Below are 20,356 nucleotides of genomic sequence, written 5' to 3' on the forward strand. Positions count from 1 at the left end.
TGTTTTATAGTTGCGATTATCGCAAGTATAAAAATAATTTGTAAAATAAAAGCCAATAAAAAATAGTGGGAACAGAAAATAATATTAATTTTATGAGTTGATATCATGTTTAAAAACTTAATTAGCAAACGGTTAAGGCAGGCACGAGAAAACAGCAACCCAATTATTACGCAAGAAGATTTGGCAGCAAGATTGCAATTACTGGGTATTTGTCTTGATGCCACCATGTTATCAAAAATAGAGCAAAACAAACGAAGAGTTTATGATGTGGAATTGGTTGCAATAGCACAAACGCTAAAGGTTGGAGTTTGTTGGTTATTGGGACTAACCGACGACAGAACAAAATAAACTATAGGCATTATGTGCAGAGCCTGGAATGTTAGTGACAATGAACTGATGAAATAAAAAAACACAGCGAACATGTTTGTCCACTGTGTTTTTTTGTTTGCAATCCATTTATCTGTAATTTTCGACTAAAAATTACACTTCTAGTATTTTTCTTATAATTTTATACAAAAATGGCTTCATGTTGTCAATGGTATCGGGTTGACCATTGATGATGGAGGTGTAGCAGATAGAACCGCATATTTCTATAATCACAAACAGTAATTTAAAAATTTCATCCTGACTATGGCCTGCAAAATAAGGGTTTTTAAAGCATTCTTCTAAAATTTTATTTACTTCACTGTATTGCGAGTAAAATATTTTTTCGCGTATCAATGGCCAAGAAAAATCTTTTTTAACCATTTTCAGTACAAGTTTGTTTTTTTTGAAATACTCGACTATATAATCTACAATTGCAATCATATCCTCCACAAAGTCGCCTGTGGAGTTTTTTTTCATGCTGTTGTATGCATCGCAAAGCACGCGGCAACTTAAGCGCAGCATAATATCTTCCATTACATCAGACTTATCTTTAAAATAGAGGTAAAATGTGCCTTTAGCTACATTTGCTTTCTTCACAATTTCATCAATCGATGTTTTGTTAAAGCCTTTGCTTAAAAACAAATCGTAAGATGCATCAACAAGGCTTTGCTTTTTTTCTTTTTTTTGCTGTTTCATATTCTGCGCCATACCGATATCTCCACCTTACTTTAGTTACTGTAAAAAGCATAGCATTAAAATGACTATCAGTCAATACACAAAATTAAGCCTTAATTAGCAGTGACTGTTGGTCATTTTAACAATTGACTAATAGTCATAAGACGAATATAATGGTAAACAATGAATGACTATTGGTCATTGATAACGATTTGCTTCATAATTGCAAACATTGTTCAAAGAGAAAAACAGGGGAGATGACGATTTTGGAACGACTTGCAAGATGGATTGTTAAGTGCAGGGTGCTTATTATTATTGTTGCAGTGGCACTTCTGGTACCATCCGCAATCGGGTATATAGGTACTTACGTTAATTACGACATTTTAACCTATCTGCCTGATGATTTGGAGTCGATGATAGGGCAGGGATACCTTGAAGATGATTTTAATATGGCTGGCACGGCAATGGTTACCATAGAGAATATGGAAACAAACGACCTATTGGCACTGAAAGAACAACTTGAACAAATACCGGGTGTTGATAAGGTTCTCTGGCAGGATAATGTGCTTGATGCATCGGTACCCCCTGAGATGCTGCCGGATGAAATAAGCTCGATTTATTACAACGAAAACGCCACCATGATGATGGTGACCTTTACCGACAAAAGCGCGTCGGACAGCACGATGAAAGCGCTTGAACAAATTAATGCAACGCTGAAAGAAAACTGTTTTATGGGCGGTATGTCAGCAATCGTGGCAGATACCAAAAACTTAGCTGAAAGTGAAATGCCGTTTTATGTTGTAGTTGCAGTAGTGCTTTCGGCTATTGTACTCATGCTTGGGATGAAGTCTTGGCTGGTGCCTTTCATCTTTATTGCAGGCATAGGGTTTGCCGTTGCTTACAACCTTGGTACCAATATCTTTTTGGGGCAGGTTTGCTACATTACAAAATCTTTGGCAGCAGTATTGCAGCTTGGTGTTACCATGGACTTTTCAATCTTCTTGCTGCACCGTTACGATGAGGAAAAAGAAAACGGAATGAACAGTGAGGATGCAATGGTTCATGCGATTGTAAACACCTTTACTTCCATTTCAGGCAGTTCCCTCACCACAATTGCAGGCTTTCTTGCCATGTGTACCATGAGCCTGACGCTTGGTGCCGATATCGGCATTGTTATGGCAAAAGGTGTTGTACTGGGTGTTCTCAGCACCGTTATCATTTTGCCTGCACTTATTTTGTTTTTCGATAAACCCATTCATAAATATACACACCGCACGTTTATACCAAAACTTACCAAACTCAGTGCTTTTGTAACAAAATATCATAAATCAGTGCTGTTTTTCTCTGTTTTGCTGTTTATTCCGTTTGCTATTGCACAAAGCAAAGCAGATGTGTATTACACGCTTACCGATTCGCTCCCTGCCGACCTGCCATCGGTAATGGGTACCAACGAACTGAAAAAGCAGTTTGATATGGCAACCAGCCACTTTGTTATATTGGATGACAGCGTTGAGGGTTACCAAATCAGAGATATTTGCAAACAGATTGAGAAGATGGACGGCATTACGAGTGTGGTTGCCTACGAAAAATTCCTCGGTTCGGGTATCCCCGAAGAGTTTATCCCCGATGATGTAAAAGACAGCTTTGCCAAGGGTGGCAAAAAGATGTTTATGGTAAACACCAGTATGAAGCCCGCCACACCAGAACTAAGCAAGCAGCTTGATGACATCAATGCGCTGATTAAAAGTTACGATAAAAACGCAGTAATTGCGGGTGAGGGCGCGCTCACAAACGACTTGGTTAAAGTATCCGATCAAGACTTTAAAAACGTAAATATATCCTCTATCGCGGTTGTATTTTTAATTATTGCAATTGTATTTAAATCAATCTCAATTCCTGTGTTGCTTGTTTCAGCAATTGAGTTTGCGATTATGATTAATATGGGTATACCTTACTTTACGGGCAATACAATCCCATTTATCGCGAGTATCGTAATCGGAACAATTCAGCTGGGCGCAACGGTGGATTACGCTATTTTGATGACCACCCGCTTTCAAGAAGAACGCCGTGCAGGCAATGGAATCCTGGAGTCAGTGCGGATTTCGGCGGAAACCAGTTCGCAGTCCATCATCACCAGCGGCCTTTCGTTCTTCTCGGCAACCATGGGTGTTGCGCTGGTTTCTAAAATTGAACTGATCAAAAGCTTATGCCTGATGCTGGCACGTGGTGCAATCATCAGCATGGTGGTTATTCTGTTGGTAATGCCTGCAATTTTAATTGTATTTGGCAAGCTGATTGAAAAAACAAGCATTCACTTCCTCGGTAAACCGGAGAAACCAAGTAAGGAGAGAGCTATACAATGAACAACAAATTAAAAAAGGTATGTGCCATTACACTTGCGGTTGCATTGGCTGGTGCACAGACTGTATGGGCACTCAACAATGCAAAAACAGGTAAGACAGCACAGCCCGCAGATACGGCATTGACCGAAACAACCCCCGCCGCAGATATTAAAAAAGAGAATAACAGCGGAAAAGGGCTTACCAAGGATGAAAGCGTCTTTGTAATATTAAACAGCGACGGCAGTGTGAAAAAGCAAATTGTCAGCAGCTGGCTGCACAGTGATATTGGTTTGAACGGTGTGCAGGATATCAGCATACTCAACGATATTAAGAACCTGAAAAGTGCTATAAAGCCCGAGTTTAAAGACGGCAAACTCACTTGGAACAGCAGCGATAAAGATGTGTATTATCAAGGTACTACCGACAAACCCCTGCCTGTTAACGTGAGCGTAACCTATAAACTCGACGGCGAGGAGATTACAGGCGAAGAACTTGCAGGTAAAAGCGGCGAGGTAGAAATTTACGTTAAAGTTTCTAATGCATATACCAAAAAACAAGTGATAGACGGCGTAGAGCGCCCCATTGCACCGGTGTTTTTGACAACACTTTTGCTTAACCTGCCCGAAGAAAACTTCAGCAACGTAAAAGCAGATGACGGTATCATCATGAACGAATCAACCAACCAACTCATTACTTTTGTCACGGTTCCCGGGCTGAAAGACAGTTTTGACGGTCTGCTTGATGACAAAATCGGTGATATTAAAGATAAGCTGACCGATGAGTTTGTGGTTACCGCACATGCACAGAATTTCCGTCTGCCCTCCATCATGGTTGCTGCTGCCAACGACAGCGACTTATTCGATGATGATAACGACCTGGAAAGCGATATAGATGAATTGCTTGATGGCATTGATGACCTCAACGACGCAACCGATGAACTGCGCAACGGTACCTTGCTGCTTGCCGATGCGGGTGTGGAGTTTAACGACAATATGCGCACGTTCCGCAATAAATATCAAGATTTCCACGAAGGCTTCCGTGATGCTTACAAAGCAATCAACAGCCTTGTCGGCAAACTCAATGGTGTACAAAGTGTTGTGGCGGCTGTTCCCCCACAAAAAATGGCAGCGCTGAACAAAGCACTAAAACAGCTTGCTGAAATACAAAAAGAAAACCCCGAAATCTTTACAAAAGATGAGCTGGAGCTTTTAGGCAAACTATCAAAAGCTACACTGCCTGAGCTTAATGTGCTAAGCGAAGGGATTGCGGCAGCCAATGCAGAACAATTAAAAAAGGCTCTTGACCAGATTAAAAATATGCCTTTGCCGGGTATGGCTGATGATACCCACAATGTAAAACCCGAAGGTCAGCCATCGGTACCCGATGATAAAGCAGATAATGTAGAAGACGGTATCACTAAAACCGAACAAGGTACTCAGCCTGAAACACCTACCGACCAAAACAAAACAACAGAGCCAAAAACAGATGCTTCAACCGAACAAAAAGACGATGTAAAAACAGATAAAGAAGACGTACAAAGTGGTGCTTCTGACGAAAAACAAACCAATACCGCAACGCAGGACACTACTGAAAAAGACGCTGCACCTGCACCCAATGAACAGGATACTGTACAGCCAAAAACCGAGCAGAACGAAACAGAAAAACAACCAGAACAAAAAGATACATCCGCTAACAGTACCGCTATGACGTTCAGCGAGGAAGCACCTGCGGGAAACGTGCGCATACTAGGCGACTATGTAAGTGCAGAAGAAGAGCAGATAGACCTCCAAAATAATATGGCAGAAAAACTTATAAAAACTTTAGGCGTGAATGGTATTTTGGCTATAAAAGCATTGAGTGATGAGCAAATTGAAGCAATTTGCGGGTTAGCCAAACCTGTTACGTCTGCAGTAGTTACTGGGGTAGCTGAAAAAATTTGCAATGAAAAATTTGGTATGGGCTTTGATAAAACGGCAAAAATGTTAACCGATATTCAAGGTAAAAGCCAAGCAATACTTGTAACACTGCAACCGGTAATGGATGTTATCACCGACCCACAAGTCCAAGCGGCGATTGATAAAAACCCCGAATTTAAAAAAGTACTTGCAAATCCTATCGAAACTATGCAAAAGTTATCATCAGGCAGCGATGAATTGACAAAAGGTTTGGATAAGCTGTACTCGGGCGAGCTGAAAATAAGCAGCGCGATTGACGAATTTAAAGATGCCACACAAGAACTGCAGGATAAAACCGCAGAACTGAGCGACGGCGTGGAAGAATTCCAAATCGATGGTATTTATGAGCTGACCGATGAGGTAACCGACCTTACCGATGACCTCAAGCAGGCAATCCACATCAAAGAGGCAATCTCAAATGAATCAAAAGGCTTTACTACCTATACAGGTGCGCCACATGGTGCCGATACCAGTGTGAAGTTTATTATGAAGACAGAAGAGATTAAGGCAAAAGAAGAGGAGAAAAAGGCTGTAGTAATCGAAAAAGAAAAATCGAGCTTCTGGGATAAAATTAAAGGTTTGTTCCAAAAATAAAAGAAATATATAGCAAATCCAGCGGGTTAAAAACCGCATCTCTCTTTTGCAAAACACCGGTGCGTAATTTCTGCATCGGTGTTTTTGCATACTTTGTGATACTGCTTGTTTCGATGAAACCTGCGTGTTATACTGGGTACAAATAGGTCGAGGCAAGTTTTTTAGAAAAACGGCGCATCTCGTTTGAGAAAAGAGGGACAAGTTGAACAAAACAGTTTTGATAACAGGTGCTTCGCGCGGAATAGGCGCAGATACTGCACGGCTATTTGCCGAGCAGGGGTGGAATGTTGCAATAAATTATAACCATAGCGAACACCGTGCTCTGGCGCTTGAAGCCGAATTAAAGGCACAAGGTGCCTCTGCAATGGTTGTGCAGGCAGATATTGCGGAGGCACAGCAGGTACAAAGTATGGTGCATCAGGTGCAATCCCATTTTGGTACAATAGATGCTTTGGTAAATAACGCAGGCATTGCTCAGCAGCGTTTGTTTACCGAAATAACCGAAGAGGATTGGAACCGTATGTTTGATGTAAACGTGAAAGGAATGTACCATTGCACGCAAGCCGTGGTACGCGATATGATTAATAATCATGCGGGCAAAATCATCAATCTATCCAGTATATGGGGGATTACAGGGGGCAGCTGCGAAGTGCATTATTCCGCTGCAAAAGCAGCGGTTGTTGGGTTTACCAAGGCACTTGCCAAAGAACTGGGCTTGTCGAATATTCAGGTAAACTGTGTTGCCCCCGGTGTCATCGATACCGAGATGAATGCGGCACTTACTGCCGATGCCATGGAACAACTCAAAGAAGAAACCCCGCTTGGCGTTATCGGTAAATGCAGTGACGTTGCAAATCTGATTTATTTTCTTGCATCCGATAAGGCGGATTTTATTACAGGGCAAGTTATCAGCCCCAACGGCGGGTTGGTTATATAATCATAGAAAGGGCGAAATAGATGGATAAAAACATAAAACTAGTTATGGAAAAGCGAATTGCCAAAACCATTGCGGCACTGGAAAAAAACAATATGATGGGTTTTTATGTTGAGCATAAAAAAGATGTACCTGCTAAGGTGGCAGAACTGCTGAAAGACGGCTGTTCGGTATCGTTTGGTGGTTCGATATCACTGGTAGAAAGCGGAGTGGTGGACCTGCTGCGTAGCGGGCGTTACCAGTTGTACGACCGTGAAAACTGCGCACCCGAAGATAAACCCAAAGTACAGCGCGAAGCATTTTTTGCCGATGCATTTTTGTGCAGCAGCAACGCAGTTACCGAAAACGGTGAACTTTACAATGTAGACGGCATAGGCAACCGTACTGCGGCAATTGTATTTGGCCCCCAATCGGTTATTATGGTGGTTGGCTACAACAAATTGTGCAAAAATTTAGAGGAAGCTGCTCTGCGTGTGAAAATCATTGCAGCCCCCGCCAACTGCGAACGCCTAAATTGTGCCACCTATTGCCACGAAAAAGGCGAATGTGCAGCATTTGCAAAGGGCAACGATTTCATTACAACAGGATGTTCCAGCGAAGGCAGAATTTGCTGTACCTATGTGGTGTGTGCACAGCAGCGTATCAAAAACCGCATAAAAGTGGTTTTCGTGGGGGAAGAACTGGGCTATTGATGGAATACAAGATTGTTCGCTCCAAGCGCAAAACGCTTGCGATTTATGTTACACCTCAGGCAGAAGTTGAAGTGCGTGCCCCGCTGCGGTTGGCACAATGCCGAATTGATGCGTTCGTGCAGCAAAAACAAAACTGGATTGTGTCGCATCAATCGCGTATGCGCGAGCAGCTGGAAAAGCGCAGCAGCTTTGCTTTTGGTGATACGCTGCCATTGCTTGGCAAAGAGTACCCTGTTACATATGCAGAATGTAAAAATGCAGAGTTCAACGGCAGAAGCTTTTTGGTTCCGCAAGGTGATTTTGATACCGTGCGCAGCGCTGTTATTAAGCTTTATCGCTCTTTGGCGCACGATGAGCTTACCAAGAGGGTGCAATACTACTGTAAAGTGATGGGGCTTGCCCCCAGTGCGGTTAAAATAAGTTCTGCGCACACACGTTGGGGTTCGTGCTCGGGCAAAAACAGTTTGAATTTTTCTTGGCGTTTGGTTCTTGCTCACCCCGATGCAGTGGATTATGTGGTGGTACATGAGTTGGCACATATCCGGCAGCACAACCACTCTGCTGCATTTTGGCAGTTGGTAAAACGGGTTCTGCCCGATTATAAACGGCGTGAAGAAATATTAAAAGAGCTGCATCGGCAGCTTGCAGTACAAAATTGGCAGTAAAAAGAACAGGCACGACTGTGTCTGTTCTTTTTTGTTAGCATACAATATAAAATCTGAGCTTTTTAGGTGTGTAAATTTTTACAATAAAAAATAAATTAGAACCTTGACATCAGAAAGAACGAATGATATCATAAACATATGAACAATCATTCATATGAAAGGATGAACAGAAGTGCAAAGTAATGATGATTCGGTGGAACGCTGCGAATTTATGCACGTACATGAGGAGATTGTAACTGCGGTTGAAAACTGCATGCCCGACGAGGAAAGTCTTTACGATCTTGCCGACCTTTACAAGATTTTTGCCGATTCTACCCGAATTAAAATTCTGTATGTGCTGCTGGAATCTGAAATGTGTGTCTGCGATATTGCACAGCTGTTAAATATGAGCCAAAGTGCCATTTCACATCAGCTGCGTGTATTGAAAGCCTCACGTTTGGTAAAAAACCGCCGCGACGGTAAAACCGTGTTTTATTCATTGTCCGATGATCATATCAAAACAATTCTCGATCAAGGGCTGGAGCACATCAACGAATAGCAACGTAACTCCGCATGTACAAATCAAATCACAAAGCCGCAATATCGGTAAATTCTACAACAACGCAAGAACGGAGAATCAGAATGAAAAAAACATTCCATTTAGATGGCTTGGATTGCGCGAATTGTGCAGCCAAGCTGGAGCGTGCGGTTGGCGCGCTGGAAATTATAAAAACAGTAACAGTTGATTTTATGACGAAAAAGCTGATACTAGAAGCCGCAGATGACCAGTTTGATGCAGCGTTTGAGCAAGCAACAGCAGTTATTACAAAAATTGAACCCGATGTTGCGGTGCTTACAGAGAAAAAGGCCTCGAAAGCAAACAAACATGCCTACAAAAAACACATGCATGCTCACGAGCATGGCGGCGAAAACTGCGAAGGCTGCAATGGCTGCAGCTGTGAAGTGCATGACCATGACGAACATGCCAGCCACTCGCATGATTTAGATGAAGATGACCATAACCCTGAAAGCGGCAGCACAGGAGATAGCTACCTGCGCACGCAAATGATCCGCATTGTGGGTACGGGCATTATTATGGCAGCGGCAATGATAATGTCATCCGATATGATGTTGATTACCGAATTATTAATGTACTTAATTGCGTACCTGTTTATAGGCGGAGACATATTGTGGAAAGCGGTAAAAAACATCTTTCGAGGCAAAGTATTTGATGAAAACTTTTTAATGTCCATTGCAACCGTCGGTGCTTTTTTCATTGGCGAATACCCCGAAGGCGTTGCCGTCATGTTGTTTTACCAAATCGGAGAATTGTTTCAGCACTATGCGGTTAACCGTTCGCGTAAATCTATCGCGGGGCTAATGGATATACGACCCGACTATGCAAACGTACTAATCGACGGAGAGATTGTTACAGGCAGCCCCGAGGATGTGGAAATCGGAGACATCATTGTTGTAAAAGCGGGCGAAAAAATCCCGCTGGATGGCAAGGTGGTTGAAGGCAGCTCCACCATCGATACTTCGGCACTCACAGGCGAATCTATGCCGCGTGAGGCTCAAACGGGCAGTGAGGTTTTAAGCGGGTGCATCAACCTTACCGGTGTGCTGAACATTGAGGTTACAAAAGAGTTCGGCGAATCTACAGTTTCTAAAATACTGGACCTTGTAGAAAATGCCAGCAGCAAAAAAGCAAATGCCGAAAACTTTATTACAAAATTCGCAAAATACTACACCCCTGTGGTGGTGATTATTGCTGCACTTCTTGCTGTCATCCCCCCCTTGTTGTTTGGCGGTGTTTGGAACGACTGGATTTACCGTGCGCTTTCGTTCTTAGTGGTATCTTGCCCTTGCGCACTGGTCATTTCTATTCCGCTTGGATTTTTCGGTGGAATCGGTGGCGCATCCAAACATGGCGTGCTGATTAAAGGCAGCAACTATCTTGAGGCACTTGCCGATACCCAGCTTGTAGTGTTTGACAAAACCGGTACGCTTACAAAAGGCAAATTTTCGGTTACGCAAATAAACTCGGTTGGTATAAGCGATAAAGAATTGCTTGAACTTGCTGCATATGCAGAAGCTTACTCCAACCATCCCATCTCGCTTTCGATAAAGGCAGCGTACGACAAAGCAATTGATAACAGCCGAGTATCGGATGTGGAAGAGCTTGCGGGATACGGAGTAAAAGCTGTGGTTGACGGCAAAACAGTACTGGCAGGCAATGCCAAGCTGATGGAGACAAACAACATTGCTTTCAATGCGGTTTCTGTAGGCGGTACTGTGGTACATCTTGCGGTTAACGGTGTTTACGGCGGTTGTGTAATCATATCAGATGAGATAAAACCCGATGCAAAACAAGCCATTGCCGCACTGAAAGCAATCGGCGTTAAAAAAACGGTTATGTTAACCGGAGATTCAAGACTTGTGGGTGAATCGGTAGCAAAAGAACTGGGGCTGGACGAAGTTTATACTGAACTGCTGCCCGCCGACAAAGTGGAGCAGATGGAGCAGCTACTTACCCAAAAAACGGGAAAAGGCAAGCTTGCCTTTGTAGGGGACGGAATTAACGATGCACCTGTTTTGGCACGTGCCGATATTGGCATTGCCATGGGCGGGCTGGGCTCAGATGCAGCCATCGAAGCCGCCGATATTGTTATTATGACCGATGAGCCATCGCGCATTGCAACGGCGATGAAAATTTCGCGTAAAACACTCGGTATTGTAAAGCAAAATATCGTATTTGCTTTGGTTATCAAAGTGCTGGTACTGGTACTGGTTGGCTTTGGGATGTCTACGATGTGGGAGGCTGTATTTGCCGATGTGGGCGTTTCGGTAATCGCCATTTTAAATTCAATGCGTGCACTTGGAACAAAGAAAAAGCTGAAATAAGCAGTAGTTAAAAAAATAAAAACCGTCCGCTCAGCACAAGCGGACGGTTTTTAGCTGTATGCCCAAAACCGGCTTACAGCATGGACTGCCATACGCAGAGACAGTCGGATGAAGAAGGATAGACGGAAAAAGTAGCAGTGGCTGTTCTCAAAACCACTGTTTCTAATTTACAGCGCAAATGTGTTGGAAATATGATGATGCACCGATAAAACAAAATGATATTTTTTATATATCCTCGTCATCCGTTTCATCAATAGCGGCTGTATCAAGTTTAAACCAAAACTCAACACCTCCCGGTACATTGTGTGCGCCATACTCCTGCTTATGCAGCTCCATGATACTGCGTACAATTGCCAAACCCAGCCCGTAGCTTTGGAGGTTAAAACTGCGAGATTCATCAATACGGTAAAAACTGATGAACAGTTTATCCAAATCATCTTGCGAAATGGGGCTGCCTGTATTGTAGATGCGCACAATGCATTGCCCGTCCAGCCGTTGGGTAGAAACCTTTATGCTGCCGCCTGCGGGTGTATATTTAACTGCGTTTTCAAAAAGATTTATAAACGCTTGTTCAATACGTTGGAAATCTGCGTGGACGATGATTTCGTCGGGGAGGTCGCGCTCTATGACGAGGTGCTTTTTTTCAGCGGGCAGAGCATGCCTGCGTATGGTTTCAAGGATGATTTCGTTGATCGAAAATGCCATTTTTGAAAGCTGAACCATGCCGCTTTCCAACCGAGAAAGGCTAAGCAGCATGTGTACAAGATGTGCCATTTTATACCCCTCTGACGAAATGATACCGCAATACTCGTCGCGTAGCTCCAGCTGGTTTCCATCCAGTTCTTTGATATTTTCTGCGTAGCTGGTGATAAGAGTAAGCGGAGTTTTAAAATCATGAGAAACATTTGCAATAAACCGTTTTCGCATCATATCCTGCTGCTCTTGCTTATGCAGGTCGTTGCGCAGAATGAGGTTGGTGTTTTCCAGCTCACTGATGTTTTTTTGCAAACTGTCGGACATATTATTGATTGCTTGAGCCAGTTTGCCAATCTCGTCGTTCGAGTGAACGGTACAGCGTGCCGAAAAATCGAGATTGGCAATGCGCTCAGCTGTTTTCTGTATATCTGTGATAGGCGAGGTCATTTTGCGGCAGATAAAGTAAAGCACAACCGAACCGACTGTTAGTGTGAGCAACGAGATTATAATGCACGATTTGATTGCGAATTCGGCTGTTTCCGCTATATATCTGCGCGGAGTATCCAGTGCTAAATAAGTTTTGTCGTTCATTGCAGTGTAAAGCAGAATACTGTTATGATAATACTGTTTGGACCCTTGGTAGATTACATATTTTTCATTCTGCAGTTTAATATCCAAACCCTGTGCATAAAACTCATTTAAAGCTTCTTTGATAAATGGCTTATAAAAACGCCCTTTTGGTTTTTCACGTTCCATTGGGTTAAAACCCATTCGTGTGAAGTAATCCAATTTAATTTTATTGTCGGTGCTTTTATGAAAAACGCGTACAATAATATTTTTATTTTCAACAGTTCTCAGTGCAGTGTTGTATGTTTCAGAATCCACGCCTTGGGCATAAGCACTTTTGATTTCGGCTGCACCGTTTTTCAGTTCCTGAATTTTATGCTGTGTATACAGCTGTTCGAATGTGGTTGATCCAAGTAAAAACAGCAGGAAAATATTTGCAAGCAGAATTGCTATAATAAATAAAAATAACTTTTTTTGCACACTAAAGCAGCTTGCTGTTTTAATTCTACTGTTGATGCTCAAACTTATAACCCACCTTTCGCAAAGTAACAATGTACTTGCCGCATTCGCCCAGTTTCGAACGCAGGCATTTGATGTGCGTATCCACCGTACGGTCTTCACCAAAGTAATCCGCATCCCACACAGAAGCTAAAATTTGATCTCGCGTAAGCACTAAATTTTTATTTTGCATAAAAAAGTATAGTAAATCAAACTCTTTTGGGGTTAGCATAATTCGTTCGCCGTTTACCGTTACCATACGCTCGCGGTAACGCAGGGTAATGCTGCCCATCTCCAAATTTTCTTTGTTGCCTACAGAAGTACGCCGTAGTAAAGACTGAACACGAGCAACCAAGATACTGGAGGAAAACGGCTTGGAAACATAATCATCTGCACCGCTGTTTAAACCGTTGACTTCGTCTGTTTCGCCATCTAAAGCAGTCAGCATTAAAATGGGTACCGATGATTGTTCACGAATTTGTTCACATACTTGATACCCGTTCAGCCAAGGCATCATAACATCCAGTACAACCAAAATGATATCGGGGTTTTGTTCAAACTTATCCAAAGCATCCTTGCCATCACAGGCTTCTATCGTGTGGTAACCTGCTTTCATCAGGGTACTTACAACCACACGCCGAATATTAGCCTCGTCTTCAGCTATCAAAATTTTATTGTCCATAAAATCATCCCTTTACAGTAATTTTCTTCTGTTTCTATCATAGCGGCGGCTTGTGATTGTTGCGTGTTGTTTTTTCATTTTAACACGGATTTTTGAATATAAGCAAGGCTTTTTCAGTTTGTTTTTTTATGTTACAATAGATATAATACAACAATAATATATGTAAAAAATTTAAATAAATATGAACTAGGAGAGGTAACATCATGCAATACAGAAAATTCGGCAAAACAGGCATTGAAGTATCCGCACTTGGCTTTGGTTGTATGCGCCTGCCAACCACCGATGGAATTGCGTTAAGTGGGAACATCGACCAGGCTGAGGCTACTCGTATGATTCGTCATGCTGTCGACAACGGTGTAAATTACATTGATACCGCCTACTTTTACCATGATGGCAAAAGCGAAACTGCAGTAGGCAATGCTTTGCTTGATGGATACCGTGAGCGCGTGGTACTTGCCACAAAATCGCCTGTATACAGCTTTGAGCAGGAGGAGGACTTTGACCGTGTTCTTAACGAACAGCTTGAACGGCTGCAAACCGATACCATCGATTTTTACCTGCTGCATGCTCTAAGTTTAAATACTTGGAACGAAAAGGTTTTGAAATTCGGTTTGCTTGATAAAATGAAAAAGGCAAAAAGCGACGGTAAAATCCGCTTTATCGGGTTTTCGTTTCACGATGATTATGACGCATTTTGTACTATGATTGATGGTTTTGATAGTTGGGATTTCTGCCAGATTCAGCTCAATTACATCGATACAAACCATCAAGCAGGGGTTCGAGGGTTAGAGTATGCTGCTTCCAAAGGGCTGGGTGTTGTGATTATGGAGCCTCTTTTGGGCGGAAAGCTTGCAGTACCGCCCGAGCAGGTAGCTAAAGCGCTTTCTCCTGCTAAAAAACCTGTGGAGTGGGCACTGAACTTTTTATGGAACCGCCCCGAGGTTTCGCTGCTGCTCAGCGGTATGAGTACCACGCAGCAAACAGTGGATAACCTTACTTATGCTGCCCGTTCATCGGTTGGTATGCTTAGTACAGAAGATTTAGCGATGCTGGAGCATTGCAAAACCGTGTTTGAAACAATGGCACTAGTGCCATGCACCAAATGTGCCTACTGCATGCCATGCCCGTTTGGGCTTGATATACCCAAAATATATGAGGCATACAACTTAACAGCATCTTCAACGATGAAACACGCGGTTGAAAATTACAATAGCATCGCTGTAAAAGCCGATGCATGCAAACGCTGCAAAAAGTGCGAAGTAATCTGCCCACAGGCAATCAAATCCAGTGAGCTTATGCCGCAAATTGCAAAAACCTTTGCAGAAGCGAAGATAGAAGAAGATTAAAACAAAAATCCACCGCTTGCTCTAGGCGGTGGATTTATTCAATGCTGTTATTATGCAGGGTGCTGTGTGAGGTAAGCAGCCTAAATAACTGCTATAGACAAAGTATGTTCTTTAAAATAACATATATAAAGTAAAGGTGGTACACATGCAATACGTAGAAAAGTTAAAAGGATTGATAGAACAATCCAACAATATCGTGTTTTTTGGCGGAGCCGGTGTATCGACTGAAAGCAATATACCGGATTTTCGGTCGCAAGACGGTATTTATCATCAGCAGTACAAATACCCGCCCGAAATCATACTCAGCCATACCTTTTTCCGAAATAACACGGCGGAATTTTTCAGGTTTTACAAAGACAAAATGATTTATGCAAATGCGCTGCCCAACAACGCCCACAAAGCGCTGGCAAGGCTGGAACAACTGGGAAAGCTAAAAGCCGTTATCACCCAAAACATTGATGGGCTGCACCAATTGGCAGGCAGCAAAGCGGTATACGAACTGCATGGTACGGTACACAGCAACCATTGTATGAAGTGCAAAAAATTCTATCCTCTTGAATACATTCAGCGATCCCAAGGCATCCCGTATTGTAGTTGCGGAGGTGTTGTAAAACCCGATGTGGTACTGTATGAAGAAAGTTTGGATAATAAAACCATCAGCACAAGTGTTTCTCTCATCAAAAACTGTGATGTTTTAATCGTTGGCGGAACATCGCTTGCAGTTTACCCTGCTGCGGGGTTAATCGATTATTACTGTAAAAATAAACTGGTTCTTATCAACCGCGATAAAACCTCGTCAGACAGTAAAGCTGCTTTGGTAATTCATGAAAATATCGGGGAAGTATTGAGTGCCGTAGTACAGTAAAATGGCAGTAACAATGAGGTGATATATGGATGGATAAATATATACCAACGGCATATACCCGACAAACATCATCTGAAAAAACTGAGGTTAAAAATGAAGTTATCGGCGATGCACCGTGCCCCTGCTGCGGGTATATTACAATCCCAAATCATGGTGATGCGCTTGCTTATATCTGCCCTGTGTGTTTGTGGGAGATTGACTTATTTATAAAAAATGATGATGAACCGAGCGACTTAAACCATGGGTTGACTATATTGAAAGCAAAAAGAAACTACCAAAAATATGGCGCAGTATTACCCCATTTAAAATAGTATTGCAGGCAGCCGAAAGACTTTGAATATCCGAAATAAAAATGAGCAGAACTGTTAAATTAAAAACAGCTCTGCTCATCTTTGATATTAGAAACTTATTTCTTTTTTACGGGGTAGCAAACCTCGGTTACCCATTCTTCGGGGTTTTTTGTTTCGTGCGGGCTGACATGGTATATATTAAACATAGCTCCATTAAATTCGTAGCCGTTATCTCGTACCCAATTGGCAACCGCCTCGTTTACCTGGTCGATTTTATCATAGCTGCCTGTATAGGTTGCAGATGCAATTTGGATAGGTGCCACTGTTTTAAATAAAACGTGTTCTGTGTTGGTGTAGCTGCCTTTAACCGACATTTGCACCTCTACATCTACATTGCTTTCTTTGTATTCACTATCTTGAAAAATTGCAAGGGTATAGCATGGGTCATCATTCTGCATATGCAGCGGGGCGGTTTCTTCCATAAGGGTTTGCCATAGTTTGCCCTCGTGCGCATAAGTGGGGATAACATCTCGTACACTGGCCACATATCTTTCGGGCAGTTGCTTTAAAGTAACATTATAATTCATAACCGTACCATCCTTTCTTAACCGTTTGATTGTTGTTTCAAGGAGGCGCAAACGCCGAGCAGTTTCATCGGCTTGTTCTTGCATTTCGGTTTGTTTTAGCTGCAAATATTGTGTAAGTGCCTGTGGATTATTATAGATTTTTAGTATTTCACAAACAGTTGCAAGGCTGAACCCCATATCTTTCAGCGCAGTTATGCGGTTTGCAATAGGCAGTTGTGCCTCACTATAATACCGATAGCCTGTAAAATTGTCTGTACTGGCAGGTATCAGCAAACCGAGTTCGTCGTAATGCCGCAGCATTCGTATGCTTATCCTTGATAGTTTTGAAAAATCGCCAATCTTCAGCATTTATCTTACCTCACATATATGTGTTTTTGAGCTCATATTCAGTATAAAGTATACCATAATGTGAGAGTCAAGAGGTGGATTAAAATTTTCTGCCGAACAGTAACAATGCCCGATTTCGTTGATGAATAATACTTTTTGGATACGCGAACTGCTAGGAAGAGTATAAACTTGTTAAAACATACAAAAAGCTAACAAATCCATACAGTCCTAACAAAATAAGACTGTGTGGATTTGTTGAGTTTAGCGGTAATATATGATGTGAGTGTATCTTCTGTAGCGTGATTTGAACTGTCACATAAGGTGAGTTTTGCTCATTAATCTCACTGATAAAAAGGGATTTGTTAAAGCGTTTGGCCGTATTAAATAAACATATTAATCCGTCTGATATTTTTCCATCGAAAATGTACTGCAAATAGTTCAGATCGTGGCTGTGATTTGGAAAAGTGAATACATGTAGGTTTTTATTACCTGCTTTGTCAAAATCAGCTCGGATTTTATCAATATCAGAGATAGGAACGTTTACGTCATCTTCGCCTTGAAAAATGAAAATTAGCACAGAAAGCGAACACATTAAGGTGGTAGAAAAATTAAATTATGGTTAAAAGTAAAGAGAAAAGGTTGTAACTCCTCAATACGATGATGTGTTCAAAAAGATTTAACTGTTATTTCTGACAAGATACAGTGCTAATTATGTTCAATCTGTAGAAATATGAACAAGCTATTGACTTTATGAGAATACAAACCTATAATAATGTTGTAAAAAGTTAGTAAACCGGTTTCGTAAACCATTTTATATATTTAATTTCTATTTTTTTGTATATTTATATACTAATATTAGTAATATTGCGGTACAATTAGCTTCATAATGATTGCCAATGTACATTAATCTGCAGAAAGAAGGATGCAAATGTCTGATTTTAGGAAAGAGAATGTTACAATTAATGAAGTTGCAGCTGCCGCAAAAGTTTCTAAAACAACCATCTCACGCTATTTGAATGGGAAATATGAATTTATGTCCCTAGAAACAAAACACCGCATTGAAAGTGTCATCAATCAACTTAATTATCATCCCAGCAACATTGCACGCAGTTTGAAATCTCAAAAAAGCAGAGTTATAGGCTGTATCATAGCCAATATCACAAGCCCCTTCTCCTCCATTTTAGTAAAAGGAATCAGTGATGTTTGCCAACGAAATGGCTACCAAGTGTTGTTTATTAACGTGGACAATAATGCTCAAAAAGAGTTGGACGGAATTCAGTCTTTGCTTAATAGTCAGGTTGATGGTCTTATTATCAATACCACCGGTTACAACGATGATTACATCATAGAACTTTTTCAAAAGGGATATCCCGTTGCACTGGCAGACCGCTGCCTGATGGACCGCTTTGCTGTAGATACTGTTACCACAGAAAACTACCACACCACCTACGATTGCATTAAGCACCTCTATGAACAAGGTTACAAACACGTTGCATTTTTTACCGAACCACAAGGCAAAATAAGCAGCCGTTACATTAGGCATACTGGTTTTTTAGCGGCAATGGAACAGCTTTATCATGCCGATGGAAATGAATATACGTTTCCAGTCGATGCCAATGACATTAATGTGTGTGTACAAAGTCTCAACAGCTTTATTGGCAAGTACCCGAATGAACCCCTTGCTATTTTTACTGTAAACGGTGTTACCCTGTTGAATGTTTTAAATGGTATGAACACAGCTGGCTATCAAATTTCAAATAAACTTGGTATTTGTGGGTTTGATGATTGGGGATGGGCTTCGGTAATTCCACCGGGGATTACTACCGTTACACAGGATTCTTACAAAGTTGGCGTTTTGTGTGCAGAAATGGTAATCAAGCGTATCAAACAGAAGAATAAACTCAAGCCCAAATTTTTGGAACTGCCAAATGAACTAATTATAAGAGGTTCCACAGAACTGATTAAACAAAAATAAAACAATAAATCGAGGTAATTGCAATGAAAAAAAACCAGGTAAAAAATCGGCTGAAAGGTGCTATGATTGCCGTTATCCGTTCCGCTGATTTTGATACTGCTAAAGCAGTATGCAAAGCTGTATTGGATGCAGGGGTTGATGCTTTGGAAATAACTTTTTCGGTTAAAGATGCTCCAAAGCTTATTTTAGAACTAAAAAATGAACTTCCAAATGCCATTATTGGTGCCGGTACCGTGTTAAATCAAGAACAAGCAAAAGATGCTTTGGAAAGCGGAGCTGATTTTATTGTTTCTCCTTGTATCGTGCCAGAGGTTGGAGAATTTTGTTTTACAAATAATATATTCTGCTCTATGGGCGCTGCTACCCCAACCGAAGCTTATGAAGCATATCGTTTGGGCTGTGAGGTAGTCAAATTGTTCCCAGGCGAATGCATTTCCCCCAAAATTATAAAAGCTTGCAAAGCACCTATGCCGTTTTTAGAATTTATGCCTACTGGCGGTGTTGATGATACCACCATTGCAAATTGGTTTAACGCAGGTGCTTATGCTGTTGGTTTAGGAGGTTACCTCACCAAAGGCATTGACAAAAGCAACCTTTCACTTATAAAACAACGTGTTGACAGGCTGAAGGCTGCAAAAGGAGAATCTGTGTGAAAAAAAACCGTTTAGTTGTAAATACATTGGTTTATTTAAACCAATTAAAGGCGGGCGTTGCACAAGCTCAACTGCTAAAGCCACTGTGTGAACTTGGTGTTGAAAACGTAGAAATACGGCGTGAGTTTATGAAAGATTTCAAAACCGAACTACTCGCTATAGCAGAAGCTTCTCTAAACTATAAAATTAAACTATTTTATTCCGTTCCATCTTATTTGTATGAAAACGGCAAATTGATGATGAACCGACTGGAAAGTTTTTATGCCGAGGCTCAAATCATGGGCTGCCGGTACGTTAAACTTAATATTGGTGATGTTAGTGCTGTTACAAACGAGGATATAAAAATTATTTCCTCCTTATGTGAAAAATACAACATTACGCAGAGCATTGAAAACGACCAAACCCCGGAGAACGGCAAAAGCGAAAAAATTAACTGGTTTTTAGAAGAGACCAGTAAGAAAGGTGGGAAAATCACTCTTACTTTTGATACCGGTAACTGGATATGGACAAGGGAAAGCCCTAAATCTGCTGCCAAGTTATTGCAAAAACATGTCACTTATATTCACGTAAAAGATGTACTGCAAGGTACACCGCCCACAGCAACTTGGCTTGGAGAAGGTGATCTTTGCTGGGAGAGTATTTTAAAACAGCTCCCATCTAATGTTCCCGTCGCATTGGAATATCCTTGCGATACCTGTCTGGATGCTGAAATTCAAAAGCTGTTAGCGGCAGATATTTAACCAAGTGTATGGTACACTATTACA

Annotated in this window: 18 protein-coding genes; 14 read left to right on the forward strand and 4 right to left on the reverse strand. The window is 41.6% G+C overall.

Annotated features, from left to right (window positions below):
• Nucleotides 1-105: 105 nt before the first annotated feature.
• Nucleotides 106-348, forward strand: coding sequence for a helix-turn-helix domain-containing protein (locus EDD70_RS12615; protein WP_092755924.1), 243 nt, complete (start codon nt 106-108; stop codon nt 346-348).
• 132 nt (nt 349-480) lie between these two features.
• On the opposite strand, the gene EDD70_RS12620 is transcribed toward EDD70_RS12615, so the two are convergent.
• On the reverse strand, nt 481-1,074 hold the full coding sequence (locus EDD70_RS12620) for a TetR/AcrR family transcriptional regulator (RefSeq protein WP_092755926.1): 594 nt from the start codon (nt 1,072-1,074) through the stop codon (nt 481-483).
• Between the two features lie 233 nt (nt 1,075-1,307).
• Here EDD70_RS12620 and EDD70_RS12625 point away from each other — a divergent pair, with 233 nt between their 5' ends.
• From EDD70_RS12625 to EDD70_RS12655, 7 genes are all read left to right on the forward strand, one after another.
• Nucleotides 1,308-3,404, forward strand: coding sequence for an efflux RND transporter permease subunit (locus tag EDD70_RS12625; RefSeq protein ID WP_092755928.1), 2,097 nt, complete (start codon nt 1,308-1,310; stop codon nt 3,402-3,404).
• Nucleotides 3,401-5,932, forward strand: coding sequence for a hypothetical protein (locus EDD70_RS12630; protein ID WP_092755930.1), 2,532 nt, complete (start codon nt 3,401-3,403; stop codon nt 5,930-5,932). Before EDD70_RS12625 ends, EDD70_RS12630 begins: the two co-directional genes overlap by 4 nt.
• 202 nt (nt 5,933-6,134) lie before the next feature.
• A complete protein-coding gene (ymfI, locus tag EDD70_RS12635; RefSeq protein WP_092755932.1) occupies nt 6,135-6,869 on the forward strand; it encodes an elongation factor P 5-aminopentanone reductase in 735 nt (244 codons plus the stop codon).
• Between the two features lie 20 nt (nt 6,870-6,889).
• Entirely contained in the window at nt 6,890-7,558 is a 669-nt protein-coding gene (locus EDD70_RS12640) for a lactate utilization protein (RefSeq protein ID WP_092755934.1), read from the forward strand.
• Complete coding sequence (locus EDD70_RS12645; RefSeq protein WP_242943186.1) at nt 7,558-8,223, forward strand: M48 family metallopeptidase; 666 nt, start codon at nt 7,558-7,560, stop codon at nt 8,221-8,223. Before EDD70_RS12640 ends, EDD70_RS12645 begins: the two co-directional genes overlap by 1 nt.
• Before the next feature lie 211 nt (nt 8,224-8,434).
• Nucleotides 8,435-8,761: an ArsR/SmtB family transcription factor gene (locus tag EDD70_RS12650; RefSeq protein ID WP_092756277.1), complete on the forward strand. Its 327-nt coding sequence runs from the start codon at nt 8,435-8,437 to the stop codon at nt 8,759-8,761.
• Nucleotides 8,762-8,844: 83 nt separating this feature from the next.
• The gene (locus EDD70_RS12655; RefSeq protein ID WP_092755938.1) at nt 8,845-11,106 is read left to right on the forward strand and encodes a heavy metal translocating P-type ATPase; all 2,262 of its coding nucleotides are present in this window, start codon (nt 8,845-8,847) and stop codon (nt 11,104-11,106) included.
• A 225-nt stretch (nt 11,107-11,331) separates the two neighbouring features.
• Here EDD70_RS12655 and EDD70_RS12660 read toward each other — a convergent pair whose 3' ends face one another.
• Together EDD70_RS12660 and EDD70_RS12665 are read right to left on the reverse strand one after the other, a co-directional pair.
• Nucleotides 11,332-12,891: a HAMP domain-containing sensor histidine kinase gene (locus EDD70_RS12660; RefSeq protein WP_092755940.1), complete on the reverse strand. Its 1,560-nt coding sequence runs from the start codon at nt 12,889-12,891 to the stop codon at nt 11,332-11,334.
• Nucleotides 12,875-13,549 (reverse strand): response regulator transcription factor, encoded by a 675-nt coding sequence (locus EDD70_RS12665; protein ID WP_092755942.1) that lies wholly within the window; start codon nt 13,547-13,549, stop codon nt 12,875-12,877. Before EDD70_RS12665 ends, EDD70_RS12660 begins: the two co-directional genes overlap by 17 nt.
• Nucleotides 13,550-13,752: 203 nt before the next feature.
• On the opposite strand from EDD70_RS12665, the gene EDD70_RS12670 reads away from it, so the two are divergent.
• The 3 genes from EDD70_RS12670 (at nt 13,753) to EDD70_RS12680 (ending at nt 16,071) form a co-directional block, all read left to right on the forward strand.
• Nucleotides 13,753-14,895 (forward strand): aldo/keto reductase, encoded by a 1,143-nt coding sequence (locus tag EDD70_RS12670; RefSeq protein ID WP_092755944.1) that lies wholly within the window; start codon nt 13,753-13,755, stop codon nt 14,893-14,895.
• Between the two features lie 145 nt (nt 14,896-15,040).
• A complete protein-coding gene (locus EDD70_RS12675) occupies nt 15,041-15,760 on the forward strand; it encodes an NAD-dependent protein deacylase (protein ID WP_092755946.1) in 720 nt (239 codons plus the stop codon).
• A gap of 29 nt (nt 15,761-15,789) precedes the next feature.
• Nucleotides 15,790-16,071, forward strand: coding sequence for a CPCC family cysteine-rich protein (locus EDD70_RS12680; protein WP_092755948.1), 282 nt, complete (start codon nt 15,790-15,792; stop codon nt 16,069-16,071).
• A gap of 95 nt (nt 16,072-16,166) precedes the next feature.
• Here EDD70_RS12680 and EDD70_RS12685 read toward each other — a convergent pair whose 3' ends face one another.
• Nucleotides 16,167-16,985: a MerR family transcriptional regulator gene (locus tag EDD70_RS12685; RefSeq protein WP_092755950.1), complete on the reverse strand. Its 819-nt coding sequence runs from the start codon at nt 16,983-16,985 to the stop codon at nt 16,167-16,169.
• A 907-nt stretch (nt 16,986-17,892) separates the two neighbouring features.
• On the opposite strand from EDD70_RS12685, the gene EDD70_RS12690 reads away from it, so the two are divergent.
• The 3 genes from EDD70_RS12690 to EDD70_RS12700 are packed head-to-tail and all read left to right on the forward strand — an operon-like array spanning nt 17,893 to nt 20,332.
• Complete coding sequence (locus tag EDD70_RS12690) at nt 17,893-18,939, forward strand: LacI family DNA-binding transcriptional regulator (protein ID WP_162840927.1); 1,047 nt, start codon at nt 17,893-17,895, stop codon at nt 18,937-18,939.
• 23 nt (nt 18,940-18,962) lie between these two features.
• Entirely contained in the window at nt 18,963-19,592 is a 630-nt protein-coding gene (locus EDD70_RS12695; protein WP_092755955.1) for a bifunctional 4-hydroxy-2-oxoglutarate aldolase/2-dehydro-3-deoxy-phosphogluconate aldolase, read from the forward strand.
• A complete protein-coding gene (locus EDD70_RS12700; protein WP_092755957.1) occupies nt 19,589-20,332 on the forward strand; it encodes a sugar phosphate isomerase/epimerase family protein in 744 nt (247 codons plus the stop codon). Before EDD70_RS12695 ends, EDD70_RS12700 begins: the two co-directional genes overlap by 4 nt.
• Nucleotides 20,333-20,356: the final 24 nt, after the last annotated feature.

The sequence above is a fragment of the Hydrogenoanaerobacterium saccharovorans genome, from assembly GCF_003814745.1.
Classification (GTDB): Bacteria; Bacillota; Clostridia; order Oscillospirales; family Ruminococcaceae; genus Hydrogenoanaerobacterium; species Hydrogenoanaerobacterium saccharovorans.